The 14,470-nt window shown below is 67.1% G+C and carries 15 protein-coding genes and 1 tRNA gene; 8 read left to right on the top strand and 8 right to left on the bottom strand.

The features are described 5' to 3' along the window. The first annotated feature begins 54 nt into the window (after window positions 1-54). Genes QN315_RS14525 through QN315_RS14515 form a run of 3 tightly spaced genes read left to right on the top strand, consistent with a single transcriptional unit; the run spans window position 55 to window position 3,328 of the window. On the top strand, window positions 55-702 hold the full coding sequence (locus QN315_RS14525) for a TetR/AcrR family transcriptional regulator (protein ID WP_176639101.1): 648 nt from the start codon (window positions 55-57) through the stop codon (window positions 700-702). Beyond that, window positions 699-2,036, top strand: coding sequence for an MFS transporter (locus tag QN315_RS14520; RefSeq protein WP_323990007.1), 1,338 nt, complete (start codon window positions 699-701; stop codon window positions 2,034-2,036). Before QN315_RS14525 ends, QN315_RS14520 begins: the two co-directional genes overlap by 4 nt. 59 nt (window positions 2,037-2,095) lie before the next feature. After that, on the top strand, window positions 2,096-3,328 hold the full coding sequence (locus QN315_RS14515) for an amidohydrolase family protein (RefSeq protein ID WP_323990005.1): 1,233 nt from the start codon (window positions 2,096-2,098) through the stop codon (window positions 3,326-3,328). Between the two features lie 144 nt (window positions 3,329-3,472). Here the strand turns inward: QN315_RS14515 and QN315_RS14510 are convergent, their stop codons facing one another. The 3 genes from QN315_RS14510 to QN315_RS14500 all read right to left on the bottom strand — a co-directional run bounded on the left by QN315_RS14510 (window position 3,473) and on the right by QN315_RS14500 (window position 5,399). After that, entirely contained in the window at window positions 3,473-3,895 is a 423-nt protein-coding gene (locus QN315_RS14510; RefSeq protein WP_323990004.1) for a putative toxin-antitoxin system toxin component, PIN family, read from the bottom strand. Further along, entirely contained in the window at window positions 3,896-4,135 is a 240-nt protein-coding gene (locus tag QN315_RS14505; protein ID WP_323990003.1) for a ribbon-helix-helix domain-containing protein, read from the bottom strand. 244 nt (window positions 4,136-4,379) lie between these two features. Beyond that, a complete protein-coding gene (locus tag QN315_RS14500; protein ID WP_323990002.1) occupies window positions 4,380-5,399 on the bottom strand; it encodes a fatty acid desaturase in 1,020 nt (339 codons plus the stop codon). 237 nt (window positions 5,400-5,636) lie between these two features. On the opposite strand from QN315_RS14500, the gene QN315_RS14495 reads away from it, so the two are divergent. Genes QN315_RS14495 through QN315_RS14485 form a run of 3 tightly spaced genes read left to right on the top strand, consistent with a single transcriptional unit; the run spans window position 5,637 to window position 10,279 of the window. Further along, window positions 5,637-6,779 carry a putative zinc-binding peptidase gene (locus tag QN315_RS14495; RefSeq protein WP_323993532.1) on the top strand — a complete coding sequence of 381 codons (1,143 nt, stop codon included), beginning with the start codon at window positions 5,637-5,639 and terminating at the stop codon, window positions 6,777-6,779. Window positions 6,780-6,806: 27 nt separating this feature from the next. Then, window positions 6,807-9,386, top strand: a complete 2,580-nt coding sequence (locus tag QN315_RS14490; RefSeq protein WP_323990001.1) for a circularly permuted type 2 ATP-grasp protein — start codon at window positions 6,807-6,809, stop codon at window positions 9,384-9,386. Continuing rightward, entirely contained in the window at window positions 9,383-10,279 is an 897-nt protein-coding gene (locus tag QN315_RS14485; RefSeq protein ID WP_323989999.1) for a transglutaminase family protein, read from the top strand. Before QN315_RS14490 ends, QN315_RS14485 begins: the two co-directional genes overlap by 4 nt. A gap of 16 nt (window positions 10,280-10,295) precedes the next feature. On the opposite strand, the gene QN315_RS14480 is transcribed toward QN315_RS14485, so the two are convergent. Then, a complete protein-coding gene (locus QN315_RS14480) occupies window positions 10,296-10,445 on the bottom strand; it encodes a hypothetical protein (RefSeq protein WP_176641191.1) in 150 nt (49 codons plus the stop codon). A 185-nt stretch (window positions 10,446-10,630) separates the two neighbouring features. On the opposite strand from QN315_RS14480, the gene panC reads away from it, so the two are divergent. After that, entirely contained in the window at window positions 10,631-11,497 is an 867-nt protein-coding gene (panC, locus tag QN315_RS14475) for a pantoate--beta-alanine ligase (protein WP_323989998.1), read from the top strand. 44 nt (window positions 11,498-11,541) lie between these two features. Here the strand turns inward: panC and QN315_RS14470 are convergent, their stop codons facing one another. The 3 genes from QN315_RS14470 to QN315_RS14460 form a co-directional block, all read right to left on the bottom strand. Continuing rightward, on the bottom strand, window positions 11,542-11,733 hold the full coding sequence (locus QN315_RS14470) for a Trm112 family protein (RefSeq protein WP_323989997.1): 192 nt from the start codon (window positions 11,731-11,733) through the stop codon (window positions 11,542-11,544). Between the two features lie 124 nt (window positions 11,734-11,857). After that, window positions 11,858-12,559 (bottom strand): LON peptidase substrate-binding domain-containing protein, encoded by a 702-nt coding sequence (locus QN315_RS14465; protein WP_323993529.1) that lies wholly within the window; start codon window positions 12,557-12,559, stop codon window positions 11,858-11,860. A gap of 73 nt (window positions 12,560-12,632) precedes the next feature. Next, entirely contained in the window at window positions 12,633-13,655 is a 1,023-nt protein-coding gene (locus QN315_RS14460; protein ID WP_323989996.1) for a co-chaperone YbbN, read from the bottom strand. Between the two features lie 246 nt (window positions 13,656-13,901). Here QN315_RS14460 and QN315_RS14455 point away from each other — a divergent pair. Next, a tRNA-Gly gene (locus tag QN315_RS14455) sits at window positions 13,902-13,976 on the top strand. Between the two features lie 285 nt (window positions 13,977-14,261). Here the strand turns inward: QN315_RS14455 and QN315_RS19615 are convergent. Further along, complete coding sequence (locus QN315_RS19615) at window positions 14,262-14,402, bottom strand: alpha-hydroxy-acid oxidizing protein (protein ID WP_408904641.1); 141 nt, start codon at window positions 14,400-14,402, stop codon at window positions 14,262-14,264. Window positions 14,403-14,470: the final 68 nt, after the last annotated feature.

Below are 14,470 nucleotides of genomic sequence, written 5' to 3'. Positions count from 1 at the left end.
CGGCCACCCCACCGCTACACTCCCACGTGCTTGATCTGCGACCGGAGATTCATCATGGAGGTGCAATTGCGGCGGGAGACGAGATCCGGCGGCCGGCGCTCGCAAGCCGAGCGCAGCGAGACCACGCGCATGGCACTGCTCGAGACGACGATCGATCTTCTCCATGAGAACGGCTACACCCGCCTGACCACGCAGGACGTGGCCGAACGGGCGCAGGTATCGCGCGGGGCGCTGACCCATCATTTCGCGCACAAGGAAGACCTCGTGGTCGCCGCGATCTCGTGGCAGTTGAGCGAGGCGACCTCGGCGCTGGAAGATTTCGCCTCGAGGATCGAGCTTCTTCCCATCGATACCGACCGTATCGTCGATTATCTGTGGCAGATGATGGCGAAACGGCTGTTCCACGTCACGCTGGAGTATCTACCGGAGGCCCGCAACAATCAGGCCTTCCGGCTGCGCCTGATACCGGTCGTGGCGACGTTTCATGCGGCGCTCGATCGCATCTGGGAGCATCTCGCCCGAAGCACCTCGCTCACGCCGCAACAGGCACGGACGATCCTGAACGCGACGATGTGCCTGATGCGCGGCATGGTCGCGCAGCAGGTGCTGCGGCAGGACGAGGATTATTTCGACGACCTGCTGCATTATTGGCGTGCCCTGTTCCGCCGCGAGATCGCGGCCGCCCGCGGCGCACCGCCATGAGCACCATCGGCCAGCGGATCGAACGTTTGCCGTTCTCGCGCTTCCATCTCGTGCTGCTTCTGATCGGGGGCGCCGGCTATACGTTCGACGGCCTCGATTCCGCGATCATCGCCTTCGTGCTTCCGGTGCTGAAGACGCAATGGGCCCTGAGCGGGGCCAGGCTCGGCCTGGTCGGCAGCGCGACCTATATCGGTTTCTTCTTCGGCGCCCTGGGTGCCGGTGCGGTGGGGGACCGGTTCGGCCGCCGTGGGGTCATGATGGGGGCCCTGGCGGTGTTCTGCGTGGCCTCGGGCATTTCCGCGCTCGTATCGTCCTATCCCGCGTTCCTCGCCAGCCGGATCCTGGCGGGCCTCGGGACCGGGGCGGAATCCGCCATCGTGGCGCCTTATCTCAGCGAATTCGTGGCCGCGCGATATCGCGGCGCCTTCGTCAGCGCGCTGGCGGCGTTCTTCTCCTGCGGCTTCGTCGCGGCGGCCGTGATCGGCTGGATCGTGGTGCCGAGCGGCCCCGCCGGCTGGCGCGAGGCGATCGGCCTGACGGCACTCCCCGTGCTGGCGCTGCTCTGGTGGCGCAGGCGGCTGCCGGAATCGCCGCGCTGGTTGGAGAGTATCGGACGCCCCGACGAGGCCGCGCGCGTCATGAGCGGGATCGAGGCGCAGATCGCCGCACGCGGCACAGTACTGGGTCCCGTATCCGGCTTACCCGAGCCCGCGATACTGCCTGTCCCCGTGCTGCCTTACGGCGGCGGCCTGCTTTCGGCGCGGCATCGTCGCGGGCTTTTCGTCGCATGGACGGTCTGGCTCTGCCTGACGGCGAGCTACTACGCGGTATTCACATGGATGCCGAGCCTGCTGATCGCACGCGGGATGACGATGGCGCATAGTTTCGGCTTCTCGATACTGATCTATGCGGCGCAGCTACCCGGCTATCTTCTGGCCAGTGCCCTGATCGAAGTGATCGGCCGTCGCCAGACGATCACGTCATTCCTGCTCGGTTGCGTCGCCTCGGGCGGCGCGATCAGCATCGCGGGCAGCGATGCGGGCGTAATCGCGGCCGCCTCCGCCCTCTCGGCCTGTCTGAGCGGGGCCTACGGCAGTCTCTACGCCTACACGCCCGAGCTTTTCCCCACGCATCTCCGCGCGATCGGCTGCGGAAGCGCGTCCGCGATCGGACGCCTGGGGGCCATTGTCTCGCCCGTCCTGGTGGCCGAAGCGATGCCGCATATCGGCGTCCCCGGCGTCTTCGCGGCGATCGCCGCGACCCTGCTGCTCGGCGGCGTCGTCGTTCTGCTCTTCGGGCCGCGAACCGAGCGCCTGGTGCTCGAAGCACTTTAGGGGCCGCAAACCTTTTTCCCAGACCTCTTTATCGTCAGACCCATCGTACCCGAGGTGTTATGAGCCAGATCCTGTTTCGCAATGCGTCGATCGTCGACTGCACTGCGCGCGAGCCCCGCGAAGGCCATGTCCTGGTCGAGAATGGCACGATCGTCGCGACCGATGCCGCCTTCGACCAAAAGGCCGGACAGGTGATCGACCTCCGCGGGGCGACCCTGATGCCGGGTCTGATCGACTGCCATGTTCACGTCGTCGCCAGCACGATGGATCTTACCGCCAACGCGCAGCTTCCGGATGCGCTCGCCATGGCCCGCTCGCTTCCGATCATGAAGGGCATGTTGGCGCGCGGCTTCACCACAGTACGTGATGTCGGCGGCGCGACGCGTGGTCTGGCGGAGGGGATCAAGGAAGGGCATATCGTCGGCCCCCGCCTCATCGTCTGCGGCAAGGCCCTTTCCCGCACCGGCGGGCATGCGGATAACCGGCTTCGTCACGACACGTATGACGCCAAGCGCTGGGCGCGCAATTTTGGCGCTCTGGGCCGCGTGGCCGACGGCGTGGACGAGGTGCGTGTCGCGGTGCGCGAGACGATGCGCGAGGGCGCCGAGTTCATCAAGATCATGGCCAATGGCGGCGTGTCGTCACCGACCGATCCGATCGCCGCGCAGGGATATTCCGTGGCGGAGATCGAGACGGCGGTGCAGGAGGCGCGCGACAACGGCACGTACGTGGCTGCGCATCTCTACATGCCCGACGCCATCGAACGTGCTGTGCGCGCAGGCGTGCACTCGCTGGAACACTGCAATAACATCGATGCACCCACCGCGGCGCTGGCGGCAAGCCGCGGTGCGATCGCCGTCCCCACGCTCGTGACATACGAGGCATTGGCAAGCGACGGACACAGATACGGACTGCCCCCGGTGTCGATCGCCAAGGTCGCCGATGTCCGGACCCGCGGCATGGAGAGCCTTGCGATCATGCAGGAGGCCGGACTGACGATGGCGTTCGGAACGGACCTCCTGGGTGCGGCCCATCCCCGGCAGAACGAGGAATTCGCCATCCGCGCCCGCGTGCTGCCCGCATTCGACATTGTTGCAAGTGCGACGACAATCGCTGCCGAATTGATTGGTATGGAAGGAAAACTCGGTATCGTACAACCCGGCGCAGCAGCCGATCTCATCGTGGTGGACGGCAACCCCCTGGCGCACGCAGACATCCTCGGCAATGCCCGGAACATCAAAATCGTCATGAAGGGCGGCACACTCTATCGGAATGACCTCCTTCTTCATTGAAAATGGAAACGCCACATCGGGCATGTCCTTCACAAAATAACAGCGCCTCCAGCGTCAGAGCCAGAACATCCTCGACCGAGGCCGCCCGTCATCCGCCTGCCGGAACGCCGGCGCGGCCGGCGGCCAAAACCGGCTTGAAACCACTCAACCAACGACGATGGAACAGAACTCTGAGGGGGTAACGATGCGTGCTCTCTGAAAACGGCCCTTCTCCAGCAGACCGGCACGATGATCGCCGGTTACGAGGTAATCGGCATCGAACGCCAGCACCATTGTCAGGAGAAAGGCATCGTCGGGATCGTTGATAATCACGTCAGCCGGTAAGGCAGGGAGCCGCTCGGCCACAGATACTTTGCGCATATTGTTGATCATCGCCCCGACCCGGTGAGGCGGCAGAATCGGTCGGAGCTTGGGATAGCGACTGACGCGCCTGAGTTCTTCAAGCTGGGTCGTGGACGTGACCAGATCGAAGCGGTGCGCCCGCCAGGCACGATAGATCGCGTCAGGGGCACCACGAGGGTAAATCAGAGCGGAAACAAGGATATTGGTATCCAGAACAACCCGCATTCAGTGCCCGCGTGCCCACTGCACGGCTTCATTCACCAGGTCGGCCAATTCAGCTTCGCTCATATCCTGGGTCGCTCTCTTGGCCTGGTCTACAGCCTGTTCCAGCAGGTAGGACCGCACGGCATCTTCGATGAAACGGGACAGGTCGCCCTTGCGTCCCCCCCCATTGGCGGCAAGAAACATGCGAACGGACTGATCCACTTCAGATGAAACCGCGATATTCCAGCGGATGGTGGACATGGCTTACCCCCAGATCGGCAGATAAACACCTATACACCGGTTTTGCCAATTTGTGAAATTTTCCATGTCGCTTTTTCGGTGAAATGCGATCGACCATCCGAATGCCGCAATGTGCGGACATCGCCGGCATGCCGGGATCGAGCCCACCACGTCACGGCTCAAGCACCATTTCGCAGCCGCACCCGAATGGCCGCGATGCAAAGATGCTTCCTGACCAATCTCGACTCAAATGTACCCGCCCGATCTACTGCAAAAGATGGCGCACAGAGCGCAGATCCACCATGGCCTGGGCGCTCTCGTCCCACAGCTTATTGGTCCAGGCCTCCCGGATCCCATCCTGCCAGGTGAGTATCTTTACGTTTTGAAAAACCGGATGCGCTTCGTGGCAGGCGACCAGGCGGTAGTTGGGAATCCCGGGGGCCAGATGATGTATGTGGTGAGTCCCGATATCCCCCGTGAACCAACGAAGAATTCCTGAAAGCCGCAGGAAGGAGCATCCGGTCACCGCGGCATCGAAAATATTCCATTGTGGATTTCCAGACCACTGAACACCTTCGAATTTATGCTGCACGAGGAACAGCCAGACACCGATCACGGCGGCGGGATAGATCACCATGAAACTGACAAGCGCGACGGATTTCGGTCCGACCAGCCAGGCAAGCGTTCCGTACCCGATAAGCAGGCAAAGATTGGTGAGATAGACGCCGACACGTTCCTTCACCCAGTGGCGCGGCGTATCGAACGCAATTCGGTAAATAACAAAAAAGATCAGCGGCGGCATCAGGAAGATGGTAAGGACAGGATTCTTGCTGGTCCTGTATATATACCTCCGCAAGCGTGTCATCTTCCGATATTCCGCCACCGTCATGCAGTCCGAATACAGGTCCGACAAACGTCCGCGCGTGTCCATGTTGTTCCATGAACCATGATGCAGGCCGTGATGCTTTTTCCAGTGGTCATAAGGGGTCAATGTCAGCAACGAACAGAGGCGGCCAGCCGTATCGTTGCCCCACCGGCTTCGGAACATTGATCCATGCCCGCAATCATGCTGCAGCACGAAGACACGGATGGACAGTCCGGAGGCAAGAGGGGTCAGCAGCAGGACCCCCCACCATCCATGGGCCAGACCCGCATAAAGCAGGACATAACAGGCCAGAAGCAGGCCGATGGTCGAGACGAGCTGAAAGAGACTGGTGATGAAGTGCGAGCCCTGGAACCGCCGGATCGACCTGACCGTTTCGTTGTCGTAACTTGACGATACCATATTATCTTCTCGAACACTCGCAGGTTGCCTCGCAACATTTATTGTAAATTTTTTATTCCATTCATTAAAAAATTTACAATAAATTAAGAAGAAATAATAATATGAAAACACTTCACAAGGCCGAAGCGGCCGACTTCAACCCATTCGGGTCCCGGACGCCCCGTGCCCCGCCGCAGCGGAACACCATGCCGATCAAGACGTTGTGCAAGCGCGTGAAACGGCATGGAGACCCTCGTCATGAAGCTGTTCGTCTGCCAGGCCTGCGATCAGGTCCTGTTCTTCGAAAACACGGTCTGTGAGCGGTGCGGTCACACGCTGGGGTACCTGCCCGAGGAAAATGACCTCAGCGCGCTGGAGCCCGTGGCGGCGGGCGAGGACGATAAGGGCGGAGCCTGGCGCCCATTGTCGGCGCGGGCGGCCGAGGGGGCGACGTACCGATTCTGCGCCAATGCCGCGCATGGCGTCTGCAACTGGCTGGTGCCCGAGGGCGGCGAGGCCTTCTGCCTGGCCTGCCGCCACAACCGGGTGATCCCCGACCTCGCCATCCCGGACAATGCCGAACGCTGGCAGCGGCTGGAGACGGCCAAGCACCGGCTGATCTATACGCTGCTCCGCCTCGGCCTGCCGATCCGCACGCGCCAGGACGACCCGCGGGACGGCCTGGCATTCGATTTCCTCGAGGACGCCGCGGACGGCACACGGGCGATGACCGGCCACCAGGACGGCGTGGTCACGATCGCGGTGCGCGAGGCCGACGATGCGGCGCGCGAGACTATGCGCGTCGCGATGGGCGAGCCCTACCGCACCCTGCTGGGCCATTTCCGCCACGAAATCGGCCATTACTACTGGAACCTGCTGGTCCGAGACGGGGGCAGGGACGAGAGCGAAAACGGGGACGAAGGGGCCCTGGCGGCCTGCCGCGCCATGTTCGGCGACGACCGCGCCGATTACCGGGCGGCCCTGCAGCACCATTACCAGTCGGGCCCTCCCCCCGGCTGGCAGGACCATTATGTCAGCGACTACGCCACCACCCATGCATGGGAGGATTTCGCCGAGACCTGGGCGCATTACCTGCACATCGTCGCGACACTCGAAACCGCCCGGGCCTATGGCCTGTCGGTCGGGGCACAGGCTCCCGGCAATCCGGCGCCGCAGGCCGGCCCAGCGCCGCAGGCTGACATCGATTTCGACCCCTATGACGTCGAATCGTTCGAACCGGTGGCGCGGGCCTGGCTGCCCCTGACCTATGCGATCAACAGCCTGAACCGCTCGATGGGCCAGGCCGATTTCTACCCGTTCGTCCTGCCGCCGCCGGTGCTGGAAAAACTGGCCTTCATCCACGACTTGGTCCGCCGGGCCCGCAATTCCGTTTACTGTTGACCGGCATTCGCCCATACATCCAGCATCATGGATCTCGCGCGCATCCCCCTGGATGAAATGGTGGACGGCCGTGGCGGCGTCCGGCCGCACTGGCGCCGGCTGCTGGGCACCATCAGCGATCTCGGCCATCGCGAACTGCTCGAACGCGGCAGGCAGATCGCGCGCGCGCTGCACGACCAGACCGGCCCGTCCGCGGCGGGCGGGCTGGCGGGATGCGATCCGATTCCCCTGCTGCTGCCGCCGCAGGAATTCGCCCGCCTGGCCGAGGGCGTGACCCAGCGCGCGCGCCTCCTCGAAGAGATCCTGCGCGATCTGTACGGCGCGCGCGGCCTGCTGTCCGCCGGCATCCTGCCGCCCGCGCTGGTCTATCCCGCACCCGGCTATCTGCACATGGGCAGCGCGGACGCAAGCGCTGCGGCGGCGGCCGGCGCACCGGTCATCGACCGTTTCCTGTCCTTCTACGCGGTCGACCTTGTGCGCGGGCCGGACGGCCAATGGCGCGTGGCGGCCGACCGCGTGGGCCGCGCCAACGGCGTCGGCCACACGCTGGAAAACCGGCGCCAGATGGCGCGCGTCCTGCCCGAACTGTTCTCGGGGCGCGAGGTCCGGACCCTGACGCCGTTCTTCGATGCCTGGCAGGACAGCCTGTACCGCCAGGCCGGCCTGGCGGACCGCAATCCCGGCCTGGCCCTGCTGACCCCCGGCCCACGCGGCACGTTGTGGGCCGAACATGTGATCCTGGCGCGGGAACTGGGCTGCGTGCTGGCCGAGGCCGGCGACCTCGCGATGCGCGACGGCGCGCTGTGGCTGAAGACGGTGCGCGGCCTGCGCCGGGTGGACGTGCTGCTGCTGCGCCAGGACGGCTGGACGGTCGACCCCTTGGAACTGGAAGGCGGCCCGGTCCCCGGCATCGCCGGCCTGCTGGACGCGGCGCGCGGCGGCGCCGTGAAGCTGGTCAACCATCCGGCCGCCGGCGTGGTCGAGGCCCCGGGCCTGGCCGCCTTCATGCCGGCCCTGGCCCGCCACCTGCTGGGCCAGGACCTCATGCTGCCCGACCTGCGGACGATCTGGCCGGGCCCCGACGGCGCGGCCGACGGCGCGATCGACACCCTGCTGGGGGGCGACCGCGGGGCATGGTGGCTGCGCCGTGCCGCCGACCCCCAGGCGGCCGCCCTGCGGCTGGACCGGGCGGACGGCGACACGCTGGACGCGCTGCGGCGCCATCCCGGCCGTTTCGTGGCGGTCGAGGCCATCGCCCCCTCGGTCATGCCGTCGATCCGGCCGAACGGCATCGAACCCGGGGCGGTGGTGCTGCGCCTGTTCGCGCTGTTCGACGGGGCGCAATGGCAGGTCATGCCCGGCGGGCTGGCCCGGCTGCTGCCGGACGACGACACGCCGCCGGGCAGCCCGCTGGACGGCCCGGTGGTGACCAAGGACGTCTGGGTCACGGTCGAGGACTCGGCCGAGCTGGTCGGCAGCGCCGTGTCCCCCACGCCGACCCTGGCGATCCGCCGCGGACAGGGCGACCTGCCCAGCCGCGCGGCCGACGATTTCTTCTGGCTGGGCCGCTATCTGGAACAGTTGGAAGAGGCCGGGCGCGTGCTGCGCGTGGTGACGCGCCGGGTCGGCCGGGTGGACGGCTCCCCGCGTGAACGGGTGGAGTTGGACACGGTGCTGCGCCTGGCTGGCGCGGTCGGGCTGTGGCAGGAGGAAACCGCCATCGGCGCCGGCTACGCGACCCTGGTGCGCGCCCTGTCCGCCGTCACCTTCGACTCCGCCCTGCCGCAACGACTGCTCTCCGAAATCGTGCGGGTCGCCGCCGGCCTGCGCGACCGGTTGACGGTCGAAACCTTCGATACCATCGTCCACGGGGCGGACACGCTGCGCGCCCGGCTGCAAGAGGCCCGGGTACCCGGCGACCCGGGCCGCACGCTGGAGCGGATCGGCAGCGTCACGGACAGTATCCTGCGCTTCGGCGCGACCATTTCGGGCCTGACGGCTGAAAACATGGTCCGCAGCGGCGGCCGCCAGTTCATGGATCTGGGCCGCCGGGTGGAACGCGCCGGCGCGCTGCTGACCGCAACGGCGCTGGTGCTGCGGCAGAAGGACGTGGCCCAGCGCGGCCGCATGGAGGGCGCGCTGCGGCTGATGCTGGAACTCAGCGACTGCGTCATCACCTACCGGTCGCGCTATTTCGCGCTGCTGCAGCCCGCCCCGGTGCTCGACCTGCTGCTGCTGGACGAAGGCAACCCGCGCGGCGTCGCCTATCAGATGGCGATGATCGCCGAAACCCTGGCCGAGCTGGATCCGGGCGACGGCGCCGGCCTGACCGGCACGGCGGACGCGGTCATGGAGCGGCTGCGCGGGCTGGTGGACACGGTGCTGGCCGCCCCGCAACAGGACCAGACGGCCGCCGCCCTGCCCGGGACGATCGACGAAATCCGCGAATCCCTGCGCTGGCTGGGGCAGCAGATCGCCCGGCGCTACTTCGTCGTGCTGACGCCGCCGCGCGCGGTGGGCGGCGGCCGCTATGCCGACCGCGCGGGCTCCAGGGGCGAACCCGATGGCGAACCCGGCACCAAACTCGGGGCCATCGACGAATCATGATCTATCGCGTCCGTCACCTGACCCGCTACGCCTATGGCAGCCCGGTCGACCTTGCCGCCCATATCGTCCACGTCACCCCCCGCGACCTGCCGGGCCAGGTCGTGCGCTGGACACGGCTCGAAATCACGCCTGCCCCGGTGCGGCGGGTCGATGGCGCCGATTATTTCGGCAATCGCGTCACCTGGCTGTATCACGAAGCCCCTCACACGACGTTCGACGTGCTGGCCGATTCCGAGGTCGACGTCGCCTTCCCTCCGCCGCCGCCCGAGACCGCCACCCCGGCCTGGGAGGACATCGTCGCCACCGCCAGGGCCGGCGGCGACGCGGCATGGGCGGTGGCGGAATTCCTGTTCGACAGCCCGATGTGCGCCACCAGCCCGGAGGCGGGCCGCTATGCCGCGCAATGCTTCACGCCCGGCCGGCCGATCCTGGCGGCCCTGCTGGACCTCAATGGACGGATCCATCGCGAATTCCGCTTCCGCGCCGGGGTCACCACCCTGTCCACCCCGGTCGACCAGGTCCTGGCCCGGCGCGAGGGCGTGTGCCAGGACTTCACCCATCTGATGATCAGCGCCCTGCGCTGGCTCGGCGTGCCGGCCCGCTACATGTCAGGCTATATCCGCACCCGTCCCCCGCCGGGGCAGCAGCGGCGCCTGGGGGCGGACCAGTCCCACGCCTGGGTCGCGGCCTGGCTGGGCCCGGCCCATGGCTGGGTCGGGCTGGACCCCACCAACGGGATCGTGGTGCGCGACGAACACGTGGTCCTGGGCTGGGGCCGCGACTATGCCGATATCAGCCCGGTGCACGGGCTGATCCTGGGCGGCGGCAACGACGTGCTGACGGTCGGCGTGGACCTGGTGCCGGCCGAGGAATGGGCGGACCCGCTCCCCTGACCCGCCAGGCCGCCCCTTACTGACTCGCCGTCTTGGTCAGGCCGGCCTCGAAACCCATCTTCTGCCACCGTTCCTTCTGGGTCAGCTTCTTGTCGTCCCCGCCCCCGCAGGCCGCGAGCGAGAACAGCAGGGCGGTCAGCCCAAGAAAACGGATGGTCTGGATCAACGATGCCTCCTGCCGGGACCGAGGCGTTCATAGCAGAGAAGCCATCAGGGGCGAAAGACGCGGCGGAACGGCGCTCCGCTCTTCCCTTCTCCCCCTTCCCCCTCTCCCCCTTCCCCTGGGCGCGAAACACGCCGATATATCTCGGCCAACCAACCTCGCCACGCCCGAAGGAGATCGCAGGACGGATGCCGCGCCCCCCGATGCATACGCTGGACGCCGTCGCCGCCCTGCGGCAGACGGTGCGCGACTGGAAACGGCAGGGCCTGACCGTGGGGCTGGTCCCGACGATGGGCGCGCTGCATGCGGGGCATCTCAGCCTGGCGCGCGCCGCGCTGGCGCAGGCGGACCGGGTGATCGTCTCGATCTTCGTCAATCCCACCCAGTTCGACAATCCGTCGGACCTGGCCACCTATCCCCGCACGTGGGACGACGACCGGCGCCTGCTGGCCGATGCCGGGGTCCATGTGCTGTACGCCCCCACGGTCGCCGAGATGTATCCGGCGGGCTTCGCCACCCATGTTTCGGTCGCCGGCGTGTCGGCCGGGCTGTGCGGCGCCCACCGTCCCGGCCATTTCGACGGGGTGGCGACGGTGGTGTGCAAGCTGTTCCTGCAAAGCCAGGCCGACATGGCCTTCTTCGGCGAGAAGGATTTCCAGCAGATCCACGTCGTGCGCCGGATGGCCGCCGACCTCGACATCCCGATCCGCCTGGTCGCCTGCCCGACGCTGCGCGAGGCCGACGGCCTGGCCATGTCGTCGCGCAACCGCCGCCTGGCCGGCTCCGAACGCGACCAGGCGCGGCGCCTGCCTGAAACCCTGCGCGACGCGGCACGGCGGATCGCGGCCGGCGATTCCGTCGCGGCCGTGCTGGCGCAGGCACGCGAACGGCTGGTGGCCGGCGGTTTCGCCGAAATCGACTATCTGGAACTGCGGGCCGACGCCGACCTGGCGTCCCTGGCGCATTATGACGGCCGGCCGGCACGCCTGCTGGCGGCGGCCCGGCTGGGCACGGTCCGCCTGATCGACAACATGTCCGTCCCCGCCAAGGCCTGAATCCGGGCCTCGAACAATCCGGGCCTTGAACCGTCCCTCCGGCGTCAGGCGTCCAGGCTGCGCGCCTCGTCGGGCAGCATGATCGGAATGCCGTCGCGGATGGGAAACGCCAGCCTGGCCTGGCGGCTGATCAGCTCCCCGGCGTCGCGATCATAGATCAGAGGCCCCTTGGTGACCGGGCATACCAGGATGGACAGCAGGCGCGGATCCAGGGGCGGCTGGACGGTTTCGGACATCAGATGGCTTTCCCGCTCGACGCGCGCCATGTGCGACGCATTCGAAAAGGTTCTAAAGCCAAGACCGGCCGAGGTGAAGACCCGTCACGCAAGAGGACCGGGACGGGCGTTCAGGGATGGCCGTTCAGGATGGGCGCCCCTCGTCATCCGCCCCATGGCCGCCCAGATCGAGCAGCGCCTGCAAGGTGCGCGCGCGGTCATTCAGCGTGCCCGACTCCAGCAGCGCCTGCTTTTCCGCCGTGGCGAAGGGACAGATCATCGGCAGGGTGATCAGCAGGGCCTCGTCGTCCATCTGCTCGATCACGGTCCAGCGCGCGCCGAAACCGCGGCGGCGGCAATAGCGCCGCAGCGCGGCGATCATCCGCGGCCGGTCGAAGAACAGCCCTTCGCCCTCGGTCAGATCCCCGGCGAAGGACGAGGCGTCGATTCGTCCCAGGCGATAGCCGCGACGCGGCCGCGCCTCGCGCAGCAACCGGAAGCGGCTCAGCCCGGTCAGGGTCACCGCATAGGTCCCGTCCGCCCGCTCGGTCATCGAGGTGATGCGCCCGATGCAGCCGATGTCATACAATGCCGCCGGGCCCGCGAATCCGAATTCGTCCCCAGCCGCGGCGTCCCCGTCCGCGGTGTCTCCATCCTCGGCGTCCTCGTCCAGCGCGTCGCCGCGCGGCTGGATCATGCCGATCAGCCGCGCCCCCGCCAGCGCATCCTCCACCAGCGCGACATAACGCGGCTCGAACACGTTCAGCGGCAACTTGCCGCGCGGCAGCAGCAACGCCTCGCGCAGCGGGAACAGGCCCAGCTCGGGCGGGATATCCGCCAGCGTCATGTCGCGCGGACGCGGCAGGGCGCGCGGGATATCCTCGCCCCGGCTCAACGCCGCGCCGCCGCCGGGCGACCCGTCATGAAAACAGCAGCGACGACATGCGGCGGCGCGCCTGCAGGGTCGCCGGGTCGTCATGGCCCCAGGAATCGAACAGGCGAATCAGTTGCAGCCGCGCGGCGTCGTCGTTCCAGGCCCGATCCTGGCGCATGATGGCCAGCAGCTCGTCCGCCGCCTCCTGCCGCTTGCCGGCCGCGTTCAGGGCGGCGGCCAGCTCATAGCGGGCCTCGTGATCCGCCGGATTGGCCGCCAGGCGCCGGCGCAGCCCCTCGGCGGCCTCGGCGGCCTTGCGTCCCTCGCGCTTCAGCTCCAGCGCGGCGCGGGCGCCGGTGACCTCGGCATGGTCGGCGATCTTGGCCGGCACGTCGGCCAGCACGCCCTCGGCGGCGTCCTCGTCGCCCATCAGGATCAGCGCGCGCGCCAGCCCGCCCCAGGCCGCCGGGTTTTCGGGCTCGATCTCGATGGTCTGGGAAAACAGGCCGGCCGCCTCCTCGGCGCTGTTGGCCTCCAGCGCGGCCCGGGCGGCGGCGATCAGGTCGGCCGACGGCATGCCGCCCCCGCCCGCTTCCTTCAACAGCCCCTCGACGAAGCGCCGGATCTCGCTCTCCGGCAGGGCCCCCTGGAACAGATCCAGGATCTGCCCCTTCCAGAAGGCCGCCACCAGGGGAATCGACTGCAACGGCAGCCCGACCTGCGTCAGTTGCTGGGCCAGCGCGCGATTGGCGTCGATGTCGATCTTCACCAGCTTCACCCGCCCGCCGGCCGAGCGGACGATCTTCTCCAGCACCGGGGTCAGTTGACGGCACGGACCGCACCAGGACGCCCAGAAATCGACCAGCACCGGCAGGCTGCGGCTGGCTTCCAGCACGTCCTGCATGAAACTGTCCTGGGTGCCATCGACGATCAATCCGGCATCGCCGCCTCCCCCGGCGGCGCCCACAGCGGCGGCCGTCGGCACGCCCGATTCGTCCACCAGGCCGCCAACGGCCTCCGCCGTGGCGCCACCTCGTCCTGTGCGGGACTGACCGATGATGTACTCCATGAAACCCGATCCTGCTTGCCTGACTGGTGATCCGCCGCTGCCCGCCCTCGGCCACGCCCGGCCGTCCCCGGGCCCGGTCACCCGACCGGCGCGCCCAACGACATCACCATGATACCCCATAACATTGTCGCCCGCCTCCCGTCCCACAAGCGCCGATGCGGACGAACGACAAAAAACGCCCCAGATGAATTTTACCCCCTTGCCAGCCCCCCCGCTTTCCCCTAAACCGCCGTTCACCGACACGATGCGGGCGTAGCTCAGGGGTAGAGCACAACCTTGCCAAGGTTGGGGTCGAGGGTTCGAATCCCTTCGCCCGCTCCAAGTTTCCTTCAAGGAAATCAGAGCGTTATGATAGGGCCGCCGCAGGGCGGCCCTTCGCTTTTAGCGCTTACATTTAAGGTCAGGCTCAACTCGCCACCAATCCTTCAGCCACGAGCCTGAACGCTTCGATCGCCTTCGGGAGAACGTGTGCGGCTCGTTACTGAAGGCGACCCACAGCGCGGCGTTGAAAGCCGTGCCGCTCAGAAGGGATGTCGAGCGAGGATGGGATCGGCATCGGGCCACAAACTATTACGAGCCCTGAGGGCGATATGCCGGCTGGAAAGGTCAATAGCTTCGGCCAAAGAGTTCCGTCGCGATCGGGCGCGCGGCAACGTCGCGCATATAGCGGGGCCTCAGCGTAAGCGCGTCCAGTGCGTCGCGATTGCGGCGCAGCCCATGTCGGCGCTCGTGCCGCTCTCGCGATATCCCTGCGCGATGGTGGGCATCCGGTGCCGCGCGATCCGGCGAGATCGTCGGTCACCGCCGCGTCTGAC

Source organism: Nguyenibacter sp. L1, assembly GCF_035199985.1.
GTDB classification, from domain to species: Bacteria; Pseudomonadota; Alphaproteobacteria; order Acetobacterales; family Acetobacteraceae; genus Gluconacetobacter; species Gluconacetobacter vanlangensis.
The sequence above is the reverse complement of the archived record's forward strand: the minus strand, read 5'-3'. Positions and strand labels throughout refer to the sequence as shown.

Excerpts from the sequence above, each read along its gene's own strand:
- QN315_RS14525 (WP_176639101.1), top strand. The coding sequence starts at position 55 with ATGGAGGTGCAATTGCGGCGGGAGACGAGATCCGGCGGCCGGCGCTCG.
- QN315_RS14520 (WP_323990007.1), top strand. The coding sequence starts at position 699 with ATGAGCACCATCGGCCAGCGGATCGAACGTTTGCCGTTCTCGCGCTTC.
- QN315_RS14515 (WP_323990005.1), top strand. The coding sequence starts at position 2,096 with ATGAGCCAGATCCTGTTTCGCAATGCGTCGATCGTCGACTGCACTGCG.
- QN315_RS14510 (WP_323990004.1), bottom strand. The coding sequence starts at position 3,895 with ATGCGGGTTGTTCTGGATACCAATATCCTTGTTTCCGCTCTGATTTAC.
- QN315_RS14505 (WP_323990003.1), bottom strand. The coding sequence starts at position 4,135 with ATGTCCACCATCCGCTGGAATATCGCGGTTTCATCTGAAGTGGATCAG.
- QN315_RS14500 (WP_323990002.1), bottom strand. The coding sequence starts at position 5,399 with ATGGTATCGTCAAGTTACGACAACGAAACGGTCAGGTCGATCCGGCGG.
- QN315_RS14495 (WP_323993532.1), top strand. The coding sequence starts at position 5,637 with ATGAAGCTGTTCGTCTGCCAGGCCTGCGATCAGGTCCTGTTCTTCGAA.
- QN315_RS14490 (WP_323990001.1), top strand. The coding sequence starts at position 6,807 with ATGGATCTCGCGCGCATCCCCCTGGATGAAATGGTGGACGGCCGTGGC.
- QN315_RS14485 (WP_323989999.1), top strand. The coding sequence starts at position 9,383 with ATGATCTATCGCGTCCGTCACCTGACCCGCTACGCCTATGGCAGCCCG.
- panC (WP_323989998.1), top strand. The coding sequence starts at position 10,631 with ATGCCGCGCCCCCCGATGCATACGCTGGACGCCGTCGCCGCCCTGCGG.
- QN315_RS14470 (WP_323989997.1), bottom strand. The coding sequence starts at position 11,733 with ATGTCCGAAACCGTCCAGCCGCCCCTGGATCCGCGCCTGCTGTCCATC.
- QN315_RS14465 (WP_323993529.1), bottom strand. The coding sequence starts at position 12,559 with ATGACGCTGGCGGATATCCCGCCCGAGCTGGGCCTGTTCCCGCTGCGC.
- QN315_RS14460 (WP_323989996.1), bottom strand. The coding sequence starts at position 13,655 with ATGGAGTACATCATCGGTCAGTCCCGCACAGGACGAGGTGGCGCCACG.